Raw genomic sequence first — 17675 nt, forward strand, 5'->3', positions numbered from 1 at the left:
TTATCCTACTGAACAATCCGGCGCACTTGAGATAACATGGCAACCACATTCACATTCGCAGCCATCCACAACAACAGACTTGCCATCAGAGATCCATTCTGGTGATCCTTCAATAATGGCATTAACACCATGCCCTTCAACAGGGCAATTAATTTCGTCGCCAACAAGAGCTACTTTCTTTCCGTTCACAATCATGGTCGAAGATGCAGATATAACCTCACCACCGTGAGTAGTTTTATCTCCTAGCAATACAAATCCTTTGGACATAATATCCCCTAGAATATTTAACTGGTCGAAAGATCAAGCTCAAGAAGCAGAAGTTTCATTGAATTTTTCAAAAAGAATTCGCCCTTCTTTTATTTGCCGAACATTGTCATCATTAAGCAATAGGCCGCAAATTCCTGAATCGGTTGCAAATATATTTGTATTGTATGAAATATCATCCTCCGTGTAATCAGGGAGTCCATTTTCATAATAACCATTTATCTTTAAATATTTTTTGCAATCTACGCTAAAGGCATCAGGCCTTTCAACCTTGAAAGGAATAATTTCCTTTTGGGCGGGAGAAGTGTCCCTCCCTGAAAAATCATAATTGATATAGAATTTCCCAGGTGGAACCTTACCATCAAAGAAAGTATTTGATATATTGTTTTTTATGCTGAAGACACCATCCAAAATATCGACATCACCACGACCGATTGTCACAACGCCCCCATCATTATTCACTTGCCTGTAATATATATTTACAGTATCATCCGATACTCGTAGATAAATTTCATCACCAATTATTGACGCATTATCTGGAAGTAAGTACACCCCATTTTTATCGCGATTAAATTTATTAGACAGTATTGGATACACTTTTTCCATATTGTTTTCTGAGTAAACCCATTTAGAATAATAAACTCCATTTGTTAAAATATTTGCATTAACATAAAAAGGGAACTGAGTTACAATAAAAACAAGCATGAGTCTTATATTCATTGTCTCACCTCCAAATGGAAAACGGGCTCACCGTTATAAGCATAAGGACTTATATAATAGATATCATCATTATTTTTCATGTACGCTTTAACTGCTTTATCAAAGGGTTTCGCGAGTTTATTCATCCTTGACTTGCTAATGTCGACCACATTTCTTTGCGCATATATTTCCTCACTAACGCAATGTCTTGATACTACTTGCCCGTCACTCATAAGAGTATTAATTTCATCAACCATTGCCTGAATGGCTTTATTGCGATCTTCTATGCCTGTAGCCACACCTGCCTGAATTACTTTCCAGCCAGCTGGTTTGTAATGATGCTGAGAATCCACACCTAAATTTTTAGCATTAGAATACATCGCCTGCGCTTGTTCCAAAGGTGTCCTTAGAGTACTGGTAATGTGAACCTTGTGAATCCCTGCACTTTTAGCTATGTTTATTAAAATTTCTTTAGTTTTACTGCTTACTCTTTTTTTATCACTATTGCCTTTATCAAAAATCAGTACTGGTACGAAATCAGCATTTGTTTCAATTTTTTTAGATGTTCCCTGCGTATCTGTTTGATGTTTCTCAGGCTCTTTTCCAGTTCTACTATTAACAGATTTATCGGTTGTCGTAGTTTTAATGTGAATTACATTGTCTTTTTTTTCTGAGTCCGCAGATTTACTTCCTTTAGGCAACACGATATGACTTCTTGAATACTCTATGGCCGCTTTAGCATTAGCATTTTCAACTCCAACATTTTTGAGAATCTCTTTTTTGGTTTGTTCAGAAACATAGCGGCTAACATACCCATGATTTTGATTACTTCCAGGTATTTTCAATTTAGTACCCACGCGTAACATGTTTACGTTATGAATCTTATTAACTCTTGCTAGCTTCTCAACTGATACGCCATGGCTCTTAGCTATTGCTGATAAAGTGTCACCTTTCTTAACGGTATAAGTTAGAGTCTTATGCTTTTCATCGGTGTCTTTTCCACCAGTTGCTTTAGCTAATTCTTTGTAATTATCAGCAAGAATAGTAAACACAATTTCTGAACCTGCGATAGCATTGACTGATTCAGTCATCCCGTTTCATCAGTCACGCCTGTGATAAAAACCAGAGATTTCTCATAGTCTGACACTAAATTTGGGCATGTTGAACTTGGAAATGGAGAGATTGCAGCAATATAATTTTTGTTTTTGAATGCTGTGTTATTTCCCGTAGACAGTTTAAATTTAGTATTAACTTCAGTATTTTTTAGTAATCCTTCCACAACTGATAAATGCTTAGTTATATACAGTGCCCACTTCTTGCCATCTGCACTTTTCTTACGCGTACCATCCAGATATTTCCCTAAGCTATAGGCACCATCATGATGCAACAAATAAAGCCATTCCCAATATTCACTTTGATCTGATGTGTAACTCTCCATTACCTTAGACTTGTTGAGTAAAAATGAATAAATTACCGCATAACATCCTTTCTCAGCATCAAAAACTTCTTCATTACGAAGATCTAGCTGAAAACCAAGAATGTCTTCAGATTGTGTCAATGCATCTTTGATAAAACCAACTGTTCCTTGTGCTAAACCAGCTGCACTAGTAGTCCCTGCTGCCGCATCGGGGTTAAACCCGGACTCGACTTTAGTTGTTAATAAAATATATGATATCTCTTTATAACTTAATCCATAGCGGACAGCTATGGTAATAATCATATCTATAATAGCATCTTGAACATCTTTATCAGCATCTCCTGTTGTACGGCTGTTACCTCTTAGCTTTCGGGATGTATCTATATCCGGATAGAGTGAGATTAGCGAAAATGGCTTAATCTGATCATCAAAATATGCTTTTCCCTTCTTGGCATTTAAATACTCATATAAATCAGACATACCATACCTCAGCGATTGCTAATAAAGTCTATATTCGTATTGTCATATGGTTTTTTTATCTCTCGAGATCTAAGCTCAGAAAGCTTGTTACCTGTAATAAAGTTACCTGAAAGATCAATAAATGGGGCGTCAATATAGGACAACAATGAACCCTTTACGCTCTCCTCTTCATCCAACCCTAGATGGTATCCGATCACAATGTTTTCATTATCATAGCATTTCATTGTGGAGGGGACCCAATCACCAGGCTTAACTACATCATTAAAGGAATAACCCTGTCCTTCCAGGAGGACTTTTTGGCTATTCGGGATGTATGGCAAAGAAAAGTCTTTATTATTCGTGCCGTTTTTTATTTCCAACTGGTAATTTTTGCATATATTCTCCGTTGGGCTTTTCTGATTCACCTGGCATTCAGCACTGACTTTTACCAAAGCTGAGCCACATTGCATTTGTGCTGATTTAGCATTCCATGTGCCACTTGCAAAAGAAAAAAATGGAGCCGGCAACATGCATAACAATAATTTAAACTTTAAAGTCATATCACGCACTTTTATTTCCCTCACAATCACTGCATTGACAACCATCATCCTGGAATGACATATCTGAAAATGATGAACAATGTACTCTATCCACAATATTCTCACTATCGTACCAATAATCACTTTGAATCATTTCAAGTTCAAAAGGCTCATTCGGGTTTGATGAGTAAACTGGGACTGTTTCACCGTTCTCGTCTGTTCTACCAAATAATTTCTGCCCATTACTCGATGTCAACATATATGCCGCAGCTGCAACTGGAACACCTGCATCAGACGATGCCGTGAATTTCCCACTATATCCAGATGGAAACTGGGGCATAACACTACTCATGCTTACACTACCCATTTTCTGCGCATTGGCACATTTCCACAGAATATTACCTTCACAACCCAGAATAATGTTTTTACCTTGTAGCTGAATGAAAGACCCATCCAGATTTTTCAGCACAACATCTTTCGCCGCTGTGATTTCGACCCGCCCTTCCGTGCTGGTTACGGTCACATCCTTTTTGGCTATCGCATCAAGCGCATCATCCTGAGCCTGAATTTCTACTTTGCCCTTAGCAGCAAAGAGTTTCATCCCGGCCTTACGGGCCAGCATACTCACGGCTTCACCCGCAGCTACCGTAAAACGCTTAAGTGCACTGATGTCAGTGTTTTGTTGTGACATAATCCCGACGCTGGCGCTTCCCGAGGCCATACGCACTGCCTGCGGACTGGTGATACTCACGCCTTCTGGTGCATTCAACACCATGCCTGGCTGCACCAGATCTTTGAGGGCATCACTCAACTTCACCTGGCTCTGTATATCTGCAGGAAGTGCCTGCGCGGTTTCAGCTGCATCTGACATGCTTCGGGCAATACTCAGTGCATTCTCAAGCTGGGCTATCGCCTCCTGCATGGAAAGCATCTTGTCCCCGGCAAACGGCTGTTTATCTGCAGTGATAAACACCCCGGCACCACCCCGGATAGAAACGTGTCGGTCAGTACGAAGCTCAGCACCTTCGCCGCGAAGTTTCCTGGAAGCGTCTACATTGTGACCTAAATTAAGTTGGGTCTTACCACCGTACTCCGTACTGAGCTTAACGTGCTCTTCGCCGCGCTTGTCCTCCATCCGCAGCTTGCTCAGGCCCGCTGTGCGGATAACGTTACGCGTGCTGTTCAGTTCAGTGACATGGTCAACGTGACGGGAGTCGTGCAGGGCGTGAGCGATATACGGACGATCCGGATCGCCTTCATGGAACGCGATGGCGACTTCAGTGCCCTGTATCAACGGGAAGTGGAAGCCGTACTTGTCACCACCGTAAGGTTTGGCAAAACGTACCGGCATACTTTCCATGCCCTGTCGTTTATCGTCGCGATCAGCATCAAATTTCACCCGGTACATGCCTGATGCATCCTGCCAGGCGTAGATGTCGTTATCTTTGGCGCTGGTCACTCGTGCCGTCAGGGTGCCGCTGACCACCGGGCGCTTTTTAGCAGCAGGACGCCAGCAGCGGTTCTCGTAGTACGGCATGGCCGCCCATTCCACCTTCAGCGCGTTCTGACGGCTGGCGGAGTAACCGGCGCTGATGATGACGAGACCGTTTTCGGTTTCACGCGGTAGCGTCGGGGGGATAGCCGTTTCAGTGATAGTCAGCACCTGAGCCGGGCCCAGGGTATGGTCGGTACTGCTGCCAGTTACAGTGGTCTGAGTGGAAAGGTAGCGTTCATGCTCCAGGCGTGCCCAGAAGTTACCTGTTTCTGCCGTCGGCGTGATTTTGTCGCCACGTTCAAGGTGACGCGGGCGATAATGGTACACATCGCCGTAGGTATTCCCTTCCCCGTCACCGCGGGTCATATCCGCCGGAACGGACGTCAGGACGTTCTGGGCTTCGCGGTGGTTATAGTCGCTGGCAGTGACTGAACGTTCCACCACGTTATGCCAGACATGCACGTCCCACACCGAATCCGCCGCATTGTCATTCGCCCCTGACGGGCTGTTCAGCGGGAGCTTTTTACCAAACGTCCACGCGCTCTGCTTGTCCGCAAAGTGCACCACTTCGGTCTGGGTGTCGGGCTGCAGGGTGAAGAAGTAAAAAATCCCCACCTCCGCCAGCAGACGTTCTATGAAGGCGAGGTCGTTTTCCTGGTACTGGTTAATCTGCTCACGCTTTGGATAGTCGGCTTTGAGCGTGAACTCATACTCCCAGCCTTTCAGGCCATGCTCCGTGAGCACCTCTGCAACCACTTCCGGTACCGACTTGTTGACGAAAAAGCGGTGAGTGCGGAACTGATTGCCCAGCAGCGCCAGAAACGGCTCCAGCACAATGCAGTACTGCGCTTCATCTGCAGAACCTCCGGTACGCTCGAAATGCGTCACCACCCCGTGAACCACCTTGCGATCCGCCAGGGAAAGCAGATTGCCGGCCCCCATGGTCAGGGTCGCAGGCTTACTCATCATCTGGCGGGCATCAATGTTCTTGTCGGCACTGGTGAAGTTGATGGTGTAGCTGTAAAGCTCGCTCATCGCTTCTGAACCACTGAAGTCCTCCACGTCGATATCGGCCGTACAGGAAGGGATATCGAGGCGGTAGCGGTTCAGGGCTTTTCCGGTGACGGTGGTCACCATCGTGTTCAGGGTATCCGTCAGGCTCATGGCGTTGACTCCATATGAGAAAGAGATTATTTTTTTTGTTGATTTTTCATCCAGAAAAGCAGCTTCATCAGGAGGAACGCCCCGACAGCACACAACGATGTTTTAATCACGATGATATGCATCTCAAAGCTGTCCATCGCTTCTTCTCCGTCACCACTAATCGGGATATGGGCTTTCACAAAACCCGCAATCCATGCATCGGGAATGAAGTGGATCCCGCTCCAGAACAGCACAATAAACAGCAGGATTTTCATTCGACATTCTCCGCTCGCTTTTTCAGAGCCTGCTGTGTCCGGCGTTTCTCAGCCTCTTTTCTTTCTTCGGTCTCTTTATCGCACTGGTTGTAGTCCGGGGTGCCACGCACATCGATACGGGCATAGGCCTTCAGACCATTGCCGCCAGGAACCGGGAAGGTTCCTCTCTGCAGTAGCAGACGTCGCAGATGCTGAAAATCACTGAACCGGCGCAGGGTGATACAGCCCCAGGATTCACCTGAACCATCGCTGTTCAAAGGATGAAGACGAAATCCTGTACGGTTCAGGCCATTCACCATGATGCCGTCTCTTTTAGTTTTATCGCTGAAAAGGGCAAACCATTCGGAATGATGATTTCGGTAACCATGCCAGGCATCAATCGCCTCTGCCCGGACTCGGTTGTACAAGCTGCCGGCAGGCCGGTCGGTGACCCAGTATGTCCCCGGCGGGATAGCAGCATTTTCATGGTCGGCACAGTCAGGATTATTGATATAAAAATCCACGCCCGTCAGCACTTCAAACGTCCCGATGCCGTAGCATTTCAGGTACGCCGTTTTGCCATCCGCCGACAGGTTGCCGTAATCCATCATGCAAATCTGCATTTCAGCCTCCGTGTGCCTCATTAAACTCCAGCCCAATCCCCTCGTCCTCACTCCACCCCAGCGTCAAAGATTGCGGCTTTTGCTTCGCCGCCATATGGCTCAGCAACTGCTGGCTCAGCACCGGCAGAATTTGCTGGTTGAGCAGACTGTCGACGTTACGCGCGCCGGTGTCTGGCAGCAGGCAGGCGGCGGTCAGCGCATCGAACAGGCTCTCGTCTATATGCGTGGTCAGACCGTAATGACGGTGCAGACGCTTGCTGACCTGACCGAGTTTCATTTCGACGATAGTGCGCATCGCTGCTTCCGCCAGCGGGCGATAGATCACCGTCTGGAAACGCGCCAGCAGTGCAGGCTGGAAGTGGTCCCTCAGAATGGGTCGCATTAATTCGTGCAAATCGCCTTCGGTGGCATCCGGCTGTTCATCCAGCAGTTGCATCAGGGGGTCGCTGCCGAGATTCGAGGTCATCAGAATCACGGTATTGCGGAAGTCGATTTCACGGCCCTCACCGTCGCGCATAAAGCCGCGATCGAAGACCTGATAGAACAAATTCATCACATCGTGGTGCGCTTTCTCCACTTCATCCAGCAGCACCACGCTGTACGGACGCTTGCGCACGGCTTCGGTGAGAATCCCGCCCTGACCATAACCGACATAGCCCGGCGGTGAGCCTTTCAGCTGCGACACCGTGTGCGGCTCCTGGTATTCCGACAGATTGATGGTAATCAGCGATTTTTCGCCGCCGTACATCACGTCTGCCAGCGCCAGCGCGGTTTCGGTTTTCCCCACGCCGCTCGGGCCGACCAGCAGGAACACGCCCTGTGGGCCATTCTCGGACGTGAGGCCGGTTTTCGCTGCACGCAGGCGTTGCGCGATGGCTTCCAGCGCCACATCCTGCCCGACCACGCGCTTGCTGATTTCATTTTCCAGGGTCAACAGCCCGGTCTGTTCATCTTTCAGCAGCGACGACAGCGGCACGCCGGTCCAGTCGGCAATCACGGTAGCCACAGTACGCACATCCACATCAACAGAGAGCAGCGGGTTGCTTTGCTGCAAACCATTCAGTTCCTGTTGTAACGCATGAGTCTCACTCTGACGGGAGATATCCTGGCGGATTTCTAGCAGCCGTTCGGTAAGTTTCAGCGCCTGGCCGTACTGAGTTTCCAGTTCGTCAAGCTCAACGATAAGGGCGTTTTCTTCCTGCCCGATGGCGCTCAGGCGCTCACCGCGGCTCTGATTGCCGACGGCAATGTCTTCCAGCAGCGCCTGCTTCTCCATTTCAAGAGCGGTAATCTGCGAACGGATGCGAGTCAGCGGTTCCGGTACGGTGTCGAGACTCATGCGCACGCGGGCGCTGGCGGTATCCAGCAAATCGACGGCTTTATCCGGCAACTGGCGGCCCGTCAGATAACGGCGGGAGAGTGTGACGGCAGCACGCACTGCATCATCGGTAATGTGCACGTTGTGGTGCTCAGCATAGCGGGACTTCAGGCCGCGCAGCATCAGGCAGGCGGCGTCATCGTCCGGCTCGTCCACTTTGACCATCTGAAAGCGGCGCTCCAGCGCGGCGTCACGCTCGAAGTATTGTTTGTACTCAGACCAGGTGGTGGCGGCGATGGTGCGCAGCTCACCGCGCGCCAGCGCGGGCTTCAGCAGGTTGGCAGCATCTGCGCCGCCCGCCTGGTTACCCGCGCCAATAATAGTGTGTGCTTCATCGATAAACAGCAAAACTGGTACCGGTGACTGCTGCACGGCGTCAATCACGTTTTTCAGACGCTGTTCGAATTCGCCCTTCACGCCTGCGCCCGCCTGCAACAAGCCGAGGTCGAGAGTGCGCAGCACCACAGGCTTGAGGGATTCCGGGACGTTGCCTTCAGCGATGCGCAATGCAAGGCCTTCCACCAGCGCGGTTTTGCCCACGCCCGGCTCACCGACCAGAATCGGGTTGTTCTTACGGCGACGGGAAAGAATATCCACCATCTGGCGGATTTCGGTATCGCGGCCAAACACCGGGTCGATTTTGCCTTCCTTCGCTCTGGCGGTGACGTCGAGAGTGAATTTATCCAGCGCATTCTGTCGTGCCGGGCTCAGTTCTCCCTCTTTTACCTGCGCGCCGACAGGACGCCCGACAAACGCCACATCGCCGTCATGACTCTGCGCCAGTTCAGCTTCCTGCTGCACTTCCGGACGTTCGTCAGACTGTGCATCAAGCAATGGACGCAGGCGAGCCAGCTGACTCTGACTCAGTGTCAGCAGTGGCCACAGCCCGTCACAGCGGGCCAGTCCAGGCTTACCGACCAGCGCCATCAGCAGATGCACACTACGGATTTGCTCTTCACCATTCAGGGAGGCAATCAGCCAGGCCTCCTGCATCAGCGTCTGGATACATTCCGAGAGCTGTGGACGGTGGCGCACTGAGCGCGGCTGTTTATCAAGCCAGCCCAGCAAATCCTGCCAGATACTGTCCATATCCCATTCGTAGCGGCGCGCCAGTACCGTCAGGTCTCCTTCCCCCTGCTCAAGCAGTTTCAGTAGCCAGTGTTCTGGCAGAATTTCCGCATGCGCGCGGGTCTGGCAGAGCGAGGCCGCCCCTTCCATGGCGCGGGCACAGTAAGGGTTCAGACGTCGCAGCAGGATGGCTGGATTTTCCATGAGTCTCTCTCTTTGTCGGTTCCTGGACACGCTACCGCCCCTCGCTGTTTCCCGTGAAGGGGACCAAAGCGCATACGGTCGGCTGGCAGATTGTGAGTTCTTTGCTGAAAGCCCGTGCCAGCAGACGTTCGGCAAAAATTGCGGACAGGGATCCCTGCCCGCATCAGGTTTATGCAGTGGCGCGTTCATTCCACGAATCGGAATGAATGATGTTGCCGTCTTTGTAGGTCCAGGTGATTTTTTCGTAGCGCAACTCGATCTGCTCGAGGTGGTTGTGCTTCTCGTAAGCAGGATCCTTGATGTCGTGCATCAGTGGGTTCACTTTCACCACTTTCACTTTTTCGAGTCTGGTGTTGAAGTACTCCACTTCCTGGCCCGCGTCGTTGATTTTGTACCACTTGAATTCCGCAGACTTGAGGGTCTGACCGGTGGTCACCGCCTTGTACAGATACGGGCTGGACGAATCGATTTCCTTGGTGAACAGGAACGGCGTATGGATACGGGTACCGGTCAGCTTGCCGGTGTTGTTATCGGTCGGGATGTACAGGTTATGCTTCTGCGCCACCACTTCGATGCTGCCTTCACGGTCCTGAACGTCGACAGACCCTTTGATGTCCGCGCCGCCGTCATCTTTCAGCCAAAGATAAACAGGAATTGCCATAGAATTACTCTCCATTGTGTAGTGATGCGCCATCATCCTGCGATGACGCCTGGGTTTTGCCCGGTATCTGGCAGGCACTGGCCTGCGGTACCAGACTGATTTCGACACGGCGGTTGAGCGCGCGCCCCTCCGGGGTGTCGTTGGTTGCAGCAGGACGGCTTGCGCCATAACCCTGGACCGCAAAACAGCTTTCCGGCACGTCGCCGGTGTCCCGCATCCAGTCGCGCACCGCCTCGGCACGTTTCTGAGAAAGCGTCTGGTTCAGTTGCGGGGTGCCTGTGTTATCCGTATGGCCGGCGACCACAATCAGCCAGCCCGGCTTTGCCTTGACGCCCACCAGTGAGTTGACCAGCATTCTGGTAGAGCCGGTTTTCAGCACGGACTGCCCGGAGTCGAACAGCGACATGCTGTCGAGACGGATGGTTTTCGGACCCTGAATGATTTTTTTGATAACCGGCGGTGGCGGCAATGGCGGAGCCCAGTCATTCACGGCCGCTTCAACAGCAGGCACCAGACGCAGCCCCTGATACAGCCCGAGGCGATAGCGCACAGGCTCACCCCGACGCTGCCAGCCATCCAGCAGTGCGCCGTCGGCGCGCAGCCGCTGCTGAGCACGGAGTTTCGGCTCAACCGGTGTCCCGGTAAGATGGTGGTACAAGGCAAGATGGTCGCCGACATTGCGGATCAAACGCTGGTTGTTCATCCATGACGCCAGCATGGCGAGTGCCAGGAAAATCCCCCCCAGCAGCCCGACATAACGCCAGAACACCATCCGGCGGCTGACGCCGCGACGGTGTGGCAACGCTGGCAGAAGGAGCTCAGGCAGCGGCAAAGGCCCCCCGTTATCAGTCGCATCGGGCGGCAGCGCAGTGACAGTGGCGATGTGCTGCTGCCAGAGGTTACAGGCAACCCCCTTCACAGGTACCATGCACAACCCCTGCACGCAGGTTTTCAGGGCAGGTAATTCCCCCTGACGTACCGACAGCAGGCTGTTGACAGCGTTGTTCAGCCAGGTGAGTCCACTGTCAAGCCACAGCCCCTGGCTCAGGCGGGAAAGTCGCTCGCCCGCCGCCGTTTCCCGGATCCAGTCCATGAGTGACAGATTGCCCTGACCGGGCTGATACACCTGGATCCCTGCCCGCTGACTAACCGTGGTAAACCAGACCGGCTCCGCATCAGCACAGGCGGCTGGCGGTGACACCCAGGTCACAATCCACAGCGGCGGAAGTCGGCCAGAAGCGGTACGACTCTGCACCACCGCACGCTGCCAGCCGCGCAGGCTCTGGGTAAAGTCGACGTCGGAGGTATGTCGTTCAGGCAATACCGCCAGCAACACCGAGATTTGTGACACCAGCGCCGGGCGGATCTGACTAAGATGTTGGGCGAGCAAGGGCAGCTGTTCTGCGTCTTTTATCCGCAAATACCAGCCCTGGCGGGTTTCACGATGCTGTGCAGACTCAGCGAACAGCGCGCTGTTATCACCACACACCAGAATGACCGCCCCCTGAAAATCTTCCGGAGGCAGACTCTCGTCCACAATCTCTCTGAGCGCCTGAGCCCACAGCTGTAATGCCCGGTGCTGACGCCAGAGCATCGCCCCGCACACCAGAACAACCAGCAGGACGAGCGCCACGCGGCTCCCGACCGACAGCGGCCAGAAACCCAGGATGAGCCACAGCGCCAGTACGCCCGTCAGGACAATTAACAGACTCCGGTAAACATCACGCATCCTTTACCCCGGTCTGACCGTCTGGCTCACCAGTTCGGTGAGGGAGGAAGAGAGAAAGAACCACAGCGCAGCCAGTACTGCCGCCCCGAGGATCCAGGAAATCCAGTACAGACGACGGCCGCGGTGCAAGCGAGACGCTCTGATAACGAGCGGCGCATCCTGGGCAAGCGTAAAAGCGGGCACCCGTTCACCCAGCGCACGTACCACGTCTTCACGGCGCTCGTCATCCTGCGCCCGGTACTGGCCGACAAATCCCAGTTGCAGGGTCCGGTACATGCAGGTCAGTACGGCCGTGTCCGGTGCGGACTCTTTCAACAGGTTGCGGATACGCTCCCACAGTTCCTCCCCGGCGTTCAGGGTACCGAAGAAATGCGCCTGCAGCGGGTCGCGGCGCCAGGTCAGATAGCCATCGTCGGTGGTACCCCGGTTCAGGACACTCTCATCCAGCAGAGCACACAGGGCGTAAACCATGTGATCCCGGCTGATTTCGCTGTAACCTGCATCCGAGAGCAACGTACGTGCTTCCTGAACCAGACGGCAGGCCCGGCGATAGAGCACTTCTCCGTCCCGGACTACCTGTCCACCGCGCAGCTGGCTGGCCATCAACCAGCCCGGATAAAAAATCTGTTCGATTTGACTGTGAGCGGATTTATTCATGAGCGCAGCACCGCAAAGAGTTCAAGTTTCACATCCCCCAGTGAGCGCGGGGTGTAGAAGGTGCAGCTTCCCATTTCCAGCATGCTACGGGCCGCTTCCGAGCTCAGATCCAGGGAGAAGTACTGGTTCTCAAGACGTAAAGGGATCGCCGCCGGCACATGCGTCAGCGGTTTGATCACCATTCCGCTCAGGGCCACGTTCACCACATCCGAGACATCTTCAAAGCTACCCGCCTTACACAACAGCGGGAATTTCGTTTGCAGCTCGTGATTCGGCATGGAAGAGCGCACGGAGAGGTAGAAATCGGCCCCTTCGCGCAGGCGCGCATCGTGAAGGGCGCCTTTCCAGATCTGTTCCTGCCGCTCAAGCTGAATGCTGACCACGCGTGATGGCAGGCTGGCTTCCAGCAGCTTATCAAGCAGCGTCAGCAACGGCGGGAACACATGTTCAGGCACATCATGCCGATAAGCAGGAATCTCCCCGGCCTCGTGCTCCAGTGAAAACGTCAGCAGGCTGCCCGCCAGGCGAGCCAGTTCACGGTAGAGCAACTCAGGGTGACGCCCCGGGGTCTGCAGCAGTTCGGCCAGCACAGGCTCCGCGCTGTTGATGGCATTGAGCAACCAGAACAGGGAGACATCCGCCACAGCAAAATCCGCCATACGCTCGTTGCTTTCACGGCGCATCGCCATCAGACGCTTACGTCGTGCCTGCAGGCGCACCAGCAGGTCACTCAGTTCAGTCACAAGCAAAGGGCTTGCCGCAACCGAGAGCATCGGTGGGATAAAGGACGTATCACGACTCCACAGCCCCTGCGCATTACGTGCCAGGCGGGCCACAGGGCAGGTCAGGTAAGCGGTATTTTCCTGCGTGGATAAACGAAGGGTGATGGCATTACGCAGAATGGCCAGCTCACCGCTTTCATACCCGGCCAGCTCCTGAACCACCACGCGCTCGGCTTTCCAGCGCTTAGGACGCTCGCTGTCCTGACCGTTATCCAGATTGCCGCCACTGGCACTCAGCAGCGGCAGTGCCACAACCACGTCGACAGACTCTCTGCCAGCGGCAGAGGATAAATCACAGACCGGCGGAAGATTATCTGCCAGGCTCGTATCAACCAGAGTACCATCCTGAAAGCGCACCACCAGACGGGTGGCATTCAGGCGCGACAACGCCAGAGCGGCGTCATCAAATTCGGCACTCACCACGCCCCAGAGATGGGAAATCCCCATCCCCGCGACCGTATCGGCAATGTGTGCATTCCAGCGGGCCTGCTGCTGGAACTGTTGCGGGGCCAGAACCGCCCCGTCCTCCCAAAGTGGGCGAAAAATTTTCATCCCTGATTTCCCCTGACCTTACGCTTTGGCCTTCGGCATACGGGAGACCAGCGACAGGTTGACGTCCATCCCTTCCACCTGGAAGTGCGGGATCGCGTACAGCTTCACGCGGAAGAAGCCCGGGTTATCCTCGATGTCTTCCACCACCACTTTCGCATCGCGCAGCGGGTGTGATGCCTGCAGCTCATCGCCCGGATCGGTCATTTCGGTGACCAGGCCACGCACCCAGGTGTTCAGCTCCAGCTCCAGCAGACGGCGGTCTTTGGTGGTGCCGATATTTTCGCGCTGAATCAGCTTCAGGTAGTGGGCGATGCGCGACAGCAGGAAAATGTACGGCAAACGTGAGTTAATGCGGCTGTTGGCCGTGGCATCGGCTGTGTCATACAGGACGGGTTTCTGGGCGGAGTTCGCAGAGAAGAAGCACGCGTAGTCGCGGTTTTTGTAGTATGACAGCGGAATGAAGCCGAGGCTGGAGAACTCAAACTCGCGGGTTTCCGGGATCATCACTTCGGACGGAATTTTCACCTGATTGCCGGTACCGAGGTCATACAGATGGATCGGCAGGTCTTTCACTGCGCCACCGGCCTGCGGGCCGCGAATTTGCACGCACCAGCCATTATTGATGAAGCTTTTCACCATATTGGCCGCAAAGGCGAAAGACGCATGAGTCCACAGGTATTTATTGTGATCCGGGCCTTTCACTTCTTCAACATAGTTGAAACTGCGTACCGGTACGGTGTCCGGACCATACGGCAGGCGACCAAGCACGCGCGGCATCACCAGACCGATATAGCGTGAATCGTCCGTCTCGCGGAAGGATTTCCACTTGATGTACTCGGCGCGGTCGAAGTAGTTGCTGATATCTTTGATAGCCGCCACCTCTTCCATCGACTCTTTGAGGAAGAATTTCGGCCCCGCAGAGCCAATAAAAGGCATGTGCGCGGCGGCGGAGACTTTTGCAATATTACGCATCAGCGCCACGTCCTGCGCGGTGGCATCGAACTCATAAGCTGAAATCACCGCCGCAATCGGCTCACCGCCCGGGGTGTCGTATTCAGCGATGTAGGTCTGTTTGTACAGGCCGCTCTGGACAATTTCCGGAGAATCTTCGAAATCCTGCCGCAATTCTTCTTTGGACAGATCGAGGATTTCCAGCTTCACGTTCTGGCGAAAGTCAGTCTTGCTCACCAGGGACTGAAGGCCACGCCACACGGACTCCACTTTCTGGAACGCGTCATGGTGCATGACTTCATCAAGCTGACGGCTGATCTGGAAATCCAGTTCAGCGATATGGTGGTCCAGTAATGTCTTATCGAGCTTCTCGACCTTCTGACCAGACTTGTGCAGACACTGCATGAAAACCTGAACAGCGGCGGTAACACGTTCATCGGCCGAGGTTTCCGCCATTACGGTATTATCTTCAAATCCATTCAGGTCACCCATTTCAGCGACCGGAGTTAAATTAATTTTGTCAAACAGTGAGGCATATACACCGTTCTGCGGCAGCATTTTTTCAACTGTCGCTGCCCTTCCCTCATTCTGGATTTCGTTATTTACTGACATCAGCATTTTTCTCGTTAATATTCCGTTAAAGTTCCAGACATTAATCCTGGGCCGGGGCAAGCGCATTCAATTCACTGCGCAGCTCATCGGAAAGAGCAGGGTCTTTTAAAATGATTTCCAGTTCTTTCCTGAAAGTAACGTTGTCCAGCAGATTGGATTTCAAATCACGTAACAAATTACGCATAGCAAGCATCACACGCAGCTGTGGAATTTGCCGCGCTACCGCCTCAGGTTCAAAATCCTTCATATCCTGAAAGGCCAGTTTCACATTCTCTTCGGACCCATCGTTGGCGAGGGTATTTTTAACAGTGAGACAAACTTTGGGATGGAGATCCGCGAGGACGCTGTTGAAATTACTCATAGTGATATTGATTTTTTCGCGCTCTGAAAGCGTCCCTTGCGCCTTGCCATTGCTGAAGTCACCAACACTCAGGAGCTTCAACGGCAGCTCAATTTTCTTCTTATCGCCACCCGTTACCAGATCCAGTTTTATATTTACACGTGCACGAGGTATCTCATTCTGAAATGATTCAGACATATATATTTATCTCCTGAATAAATTAGTCCCTTTTCCGGACAGAGCATTGCCATATAAAAGACAGGGTTTTTTATTTTAACCAGTAATTTGCGTTAAGGTAAAGCAGGCAAAAAAAAGAGTGATACATTCAGGTCCATCGTGAAATGTTTAACAATGGTGTAAACACCGCGCCATTACTATATTTTCAGATTAAATCGCTCAACTATTCGAAAAATTCAAAACAACAATCTCATCAAAATAAGAATATCCTTCATATATTGAGAGAAAAAATGTTACTTTTAAAAAATTGAGTTATATAAAACCGACTATATCTTTGTCATAATACAATTCATAAAATGAATAAGTTGTATTATGACACCGCTGACATACGATAATAATCATTCGAGTTTATGGAAGGCGTCATATATATCAAGGAGCCTGCTACGGTCTACCATGCTCCAGGAGGTCACCGAAAGGTCAATGCCGTCAGCGTGTTGAACTGGCCACGCGATATAGCGCCTGATGAAACCGAAAAACAGTGCGCGCCGGCCAGGGGAATGGATACAATGCGGCGACCGGGTTTCTGCCACACAGTGCAGAGCTCATCTACGGTAGCGAAACCATTCGCAATCTCAGACCTCACGTCAGGCGGCTAAATGAAATACATCACTTTCAGTGACATGCAACAGCAGAGCGAAGCGGCAGCGCGTTCACCTCGTTTACGCGCTCATCGTAATTTTCACCCGGAATTAACCGATCCCGTACAACGTCTGGCGATCGCGATGGAACCGGGAACCTATATTCGCCCTCACCGTCATCCGCACACCTTTGAACTGCTGCTGGCTCTCAGCGGCCGTTTTGTGGTGCTGACTTTTGATGACCTCGGTTTCGTCACTCGCCGCATCGTATTAGGTGAAGAGTGTACGGCGTTAGAGATGGATGCCGGGACCTGGCATGCGGTTCTGTCGCTGGATGCCGGCGGCGTCATTTTTGAGGTCAAACACGGCGGTTATCAGCCTGTTGCTGCCGGAGATTATGTGTCGTGGGCGCCAGCGGAGGGTGAAGAAGGAACGCTGGAACTGATGGAATGGTATCGTCACGCCGAAGTGGGCGATGGTGGACACATTCGCTCACTCTGACCTGATCGGGGTGGTTAAAACGAGCCCGTCGCAAGGAAGCGGCCGGTAACAGCATACATGCCAAAATCAAGCCGCTATCGCCGAAAGGCCGCTATGGCGAAAACCGTCGCCAGAATGGAATTTATTACCGAATGAAATTAATGTGTCGCCGAACCACGACACTCGTAAGTGGCTAAAAATTAATAAAAAAATGCCTCTTGTTTCCCTCATTTTTTAGGCGTACATTAGCGCCATCTGGAGCAGTTATCGCACAGAATTTCGACCTGCTGCGGCCGTCATAATCATCAGCTTTTACTGCGCCAGATCAGAATCAACAATGAAGATTAAATTCATTTAGGCGTTTCGCCGAGAACGCGGAGTGATGAGTCGTGAAATACTTTATTATGGGCGTATCTTTTATGGTCATCGTTTGGGCCGGTACTTTTGCCCTGATGATTTAAGCACCGCCAGAGTCAAAAAAACGGGAGCCAGCGGCTCTAATGCCGATCAGTTAAGGATCGGTTGACCGATCCAGTGGCTGTGTAAGAATCCG

General features: G+C 51.7%; 17 protein-coding genes. 2 read left to right on the plus strand and 15 right to left on the minus strand.

The window, feature by feature from the left end:
• The 15 genes from CWM52_RS03640 to tssB form a co-directional block, all read right to left on the minus strand.
• Positions 1–267: a PAAR domain-containing protein gene (locus CWM52_RS03640; protein ID WP_100682835.1), complete on the minus strand. Its 267-nt coding sequence runs from the start codon at positions 265–267 to the stop codon at positions 1–3.
• A gap of 39 nt (positions 268–306) precedes the next feature.
• Positions 307–984 (minus strand): hypothetical protein, encoded by a 678-nt coding sequence (locus CWM52_RS03645; protein ID WP_100682836.1) that lies wholly within the window; start codon positions 982–984, stop codon positions 307–309.
• Entirely contained in the window at positions 981–2054 is a 1074-nt protein-coding gene (locus CWM52_RS26640) for a LysM peptidoglycan-binding domain-containing protein (RefSeq protein ID WP_227521253.1), read from the minus strand. Before CWM52_RS26640 ends, CWM52_RS03645 begins: the two co-directional genes overlap by 4 nt.
• A complete protein-coding gene (locus CWM52_RS26645; protein WP_227521254.1) occupies positions 2051–2860 on the minus strand; it encodes a hypothetical protein in 810 nt (269 codons plus the stop codon). Before CWM52_RS26645 ends, CWM52_RS26640 begins: the two co-directional genes overlap by 4 nt.
• Before the next feature lie 8 nt (positions 2861–2868).
• A complete protein-coding gene (locus CWM52_RS03655; protein ID WP_227521256.1) occupies positions 2869–3399 on the minus strand; it encodes a hypothetical protein in 531 nt (176 codons plus the stop codon).
• Between the two features lies 1 nt (position 3400).
• Positions 3401–6037 carry a type VI secretion system Vgr family protein gene (locus CWM52_RS03660; protein WP_100682838.1) on the minus strand — a complete coding sequence of 879 codons (2637 nt, stop codon included), beginning with the start codon at positions 6035–6037 and terminating at the stop codon, positions 3401–3403.
• A gap of 26 nt (positions 6038–6063) precedes the next feature.
• Complete coding sequence (locus tag CWM52_RS03665) at positions 6064–6291, minus strand: hypothetical protein (protein WP_100682839.1); 228 nt, start codon at positions 6289–6291, stop codon at positions 6064–6066.
• On the minus strand, positions 6288–6893 hold the full coding sequence (locus CWM52_RS03670; RefSeq protein ID WP_100682840.1) for a DUF2778 domain-containing protein: 606 nt from the start codon (positions 6891–6893) through the stop codon (positions 6288–6290). The genes CWM52_RS03665 and CWM52_RS03670 overlap by 4 nt, the downstream gene beginning before the upstream one ends.
• Before the next feature lies 1 nt (position 6894).
• Entirely contained in the window at positions 6895–9543 is a 2649-nt protein-coding gene (tssH, locus tag CWM52_RS03675; protein ID WP_100682841.1) for a type VI secretion system ATPase TssH, read from the minus strand.
• A 169-nt stretch (positions 9544–9712) separates the two neighbouring features.
• Positions 9713–10204, minus strand: a complete 492-nt coding sequence (gene hcp, locus CWM52_RS03680) for a type VI secretion system effector Hcp (protein ID WP_100682842.1) — start codon at positions 10202–10204, stop codon at positions 9713–9715.
• A gap of 4 nt (positions 10205–10208) precedes the next feature.
• On the minus strand, positions 10209–11933 hold the full coding sequence (locus CWM52_RS03685; protein ID WP_100682843.1) for an OmpA family protein: 1725 nt from the start codon (positions 11931–11933) through the stop codon (positions 10209–10211).
• 3 nt (positions 11934–11936) lie between these two features.
• Positions 11937–12590: a type VI secretion system protein TssL, short form gene (tssL, locus tag CWM52_RS03690; RefSeq protein ID WP_100682844.1), complete on the minus strand. Its 654-nt coding sequence runs from the start codon at positions 12588–12590 to the stop codon at positions 11937–11939.
• Positions 12587–13924, minus strand: a complete 1338-nt coding sequence (gene tssK, locus CWM52_RS03695) for a type VI secretion system baseplate subunit TssK (protein ID WP_100682845.1) — start codon at positions 13922–13924, stop codon at positions 12587–12589. The genes tssL and tssK overlap by 4 nt, the downstream gene beginning before the upstream one ends.
• Before the next feature lie 18 nt (positions 13925–13942).
• Positions 13943–15493 carry a type VI secretion system contractile sheath large subunit gene (gene tssC, locus CWM52_RS03700; protein ID WP_100682846.1) on the minus strand — a complete coding sequence of 517 codons (1551 nt, stop codon included), beginning with the start codon at positions 15491–15493 and terminating at the stop codon, positions 13943–13945.
• Positions 15494–15527: 34 nt separating this feature from the next.
• Positions 15528–16025: a type VI secretion system contractile sheath small subunit gene (gene tssB, locus CWM52_RS03705; RefSeq protein ID WP_100682847.1), complete on the minus strand. Its 498-nt coding sequence runs from the start codon at positions 16023–16025 to the stop codon at positions 15528–15530.
• A gap of 635 nt (positions 16026–16660) precedes the next feature.
• On the opposite strand from tssB, the gene CWM52_RS03710 reads away from it, so the two are divergent.
• Both CWM52_RS03710 and ypdK read left to right on the plus strand, forming a co-directional pair.
• On the plus strand, positions 16661–17143 hold the full coding sequence (locus CWM52_RS03710) for a WbuC family cupin fold metalloprotein (RefSeq protein WP_100682848.1): 483 nt from the start codon (positions 16661–16663) through the stop codon (positions 17141–17143).
• 368 nt (positions 17144–17511) lie between these two features.
• Positions 17512–17583 (plus strand): membrane protein YpdK, encoded by a 72-nt coding sequence (ypdK, locus tag CWM52_RS03715; protein WP_099130696.1) that lies wholly within the window; start codon positions 17512–17514, stop codon positions 17581–17583.
• Positions 17584–17675: the final 92 nt, after the last annotated feature.

Origin of the sequence: Raoultella sp. T31, from assembly GCF_002806725.1 — a bacterium.
Lineage (GTDB): Bacteria > Pseudomonadota > Gammaproteobacteria > Enterobacterales > Enterobacteriaceae > Klebsiella > Klebsiella electrica.

Coding starts and splice junctions, on each gene's coding strand:
- CWM52_RS26645 (WP_227521254.1), bottom strand. CDS start 2,860: ATGTCTGATTTATATGAGTATTTAAATGCCAAGAAGGGAAAAGCATAT.
- tssB (WP_100682847.1), bottom strand. CDS start 16,025: ATGTCTGAATCATTTCAGAATGAGATACCTCGTGCACGTGTAAATATA.
- hcp (WP_100682842.1), bottom strand. CDS start 10,204: ATGGCAATTCCTGTTTATCTTTGGCTGAAAGATGACGGCGGCGCGGAC.
- tssL (WP_100682844.1), bottom strand. CDS start 12,590: ATGAATAAATCCGCTCACAGTCAAATCGAACAGATTTTTTATCCGGGC.
- CWM52_RS03645 (WP_100682836.1), bottom strand. CDS start 984: ATGAATATAAGACTCATGCTTGTTTTTATTGTAACTCAGTTCCCTTTT.
- tssC (WP_100682846.1), bottom strand. CDS start 15,493: ATGCTGATGTCAGTAAATAACGAAATCCAGAATGAGGGAAGGGCAGCG.
- CWM52_RS03660 (WP_100682838.1), bottom strand. CDS start 6,037: ATGAGCCTGACGGATACCCTGAACACGATGGTGACCACCGTCACCGGA.
- CWM52_RS03655 (WP_227521256.1), bottom strand. CDS start 3,399: ATGACTTTAAAGTTTAAATTATTGTTATGCATGTTGCCGGCTCCATTT.
- CWM52_RS03640 (WP_100682835.1), bottom strand. CDS start 267: ATGTCCAAAGGATTTGTATTGCTAGGAGATAAAACTACTCACGGTGGT.
- CWM52_RS03670 (WP_100682840.1), bottom strand. CDS start 6,893: ATGCAGATTTGCATGATGGATTACGGCAACCTGTCGGCGGATGGCAAA.
- CWM52_RS03685 (WP_100682843.1), bottom strand. CDS start 11,933: ATGCGTGATGTTTACCGGAGTCTGTTAATTGTCCTGACGGGCGTACTG.
- CWM52_RS03665 (WP_100682839.1), bottom strand. CDS start 6,291: ATGAAAATCCTGCTGTTTATTGTGCTGTTCTGGAGCGGGATCCACTTC.
- tssH (WP_100682841.1), bottom strand. CDS start 9,543: ATGGAAAATCCAGCCATCCTGCTGCGACGTCTGAACCCTTACTGTGCC.
- CWM52_RS03710 (WP_100682848.1), top strand. CDS start 16,661: ATGAAATACATCACTTTCAGTGACATGCAACAGCAGAGCGAAGCGGCA.
- tssK (WP_100682845.1), bottom strand. CDS start 13,924: ATGAAAATTTTTCGCCCACTTTGGGAGGACGGGGCGGTTCTGGCCCCG.
- CWM52_RS26640 (WP_227521253.1), bottom strand. CDS start 2,054: ATGACTGAATCAGTCAATGCTATCGCAGGTTCAGAAATTGTGTTTACT.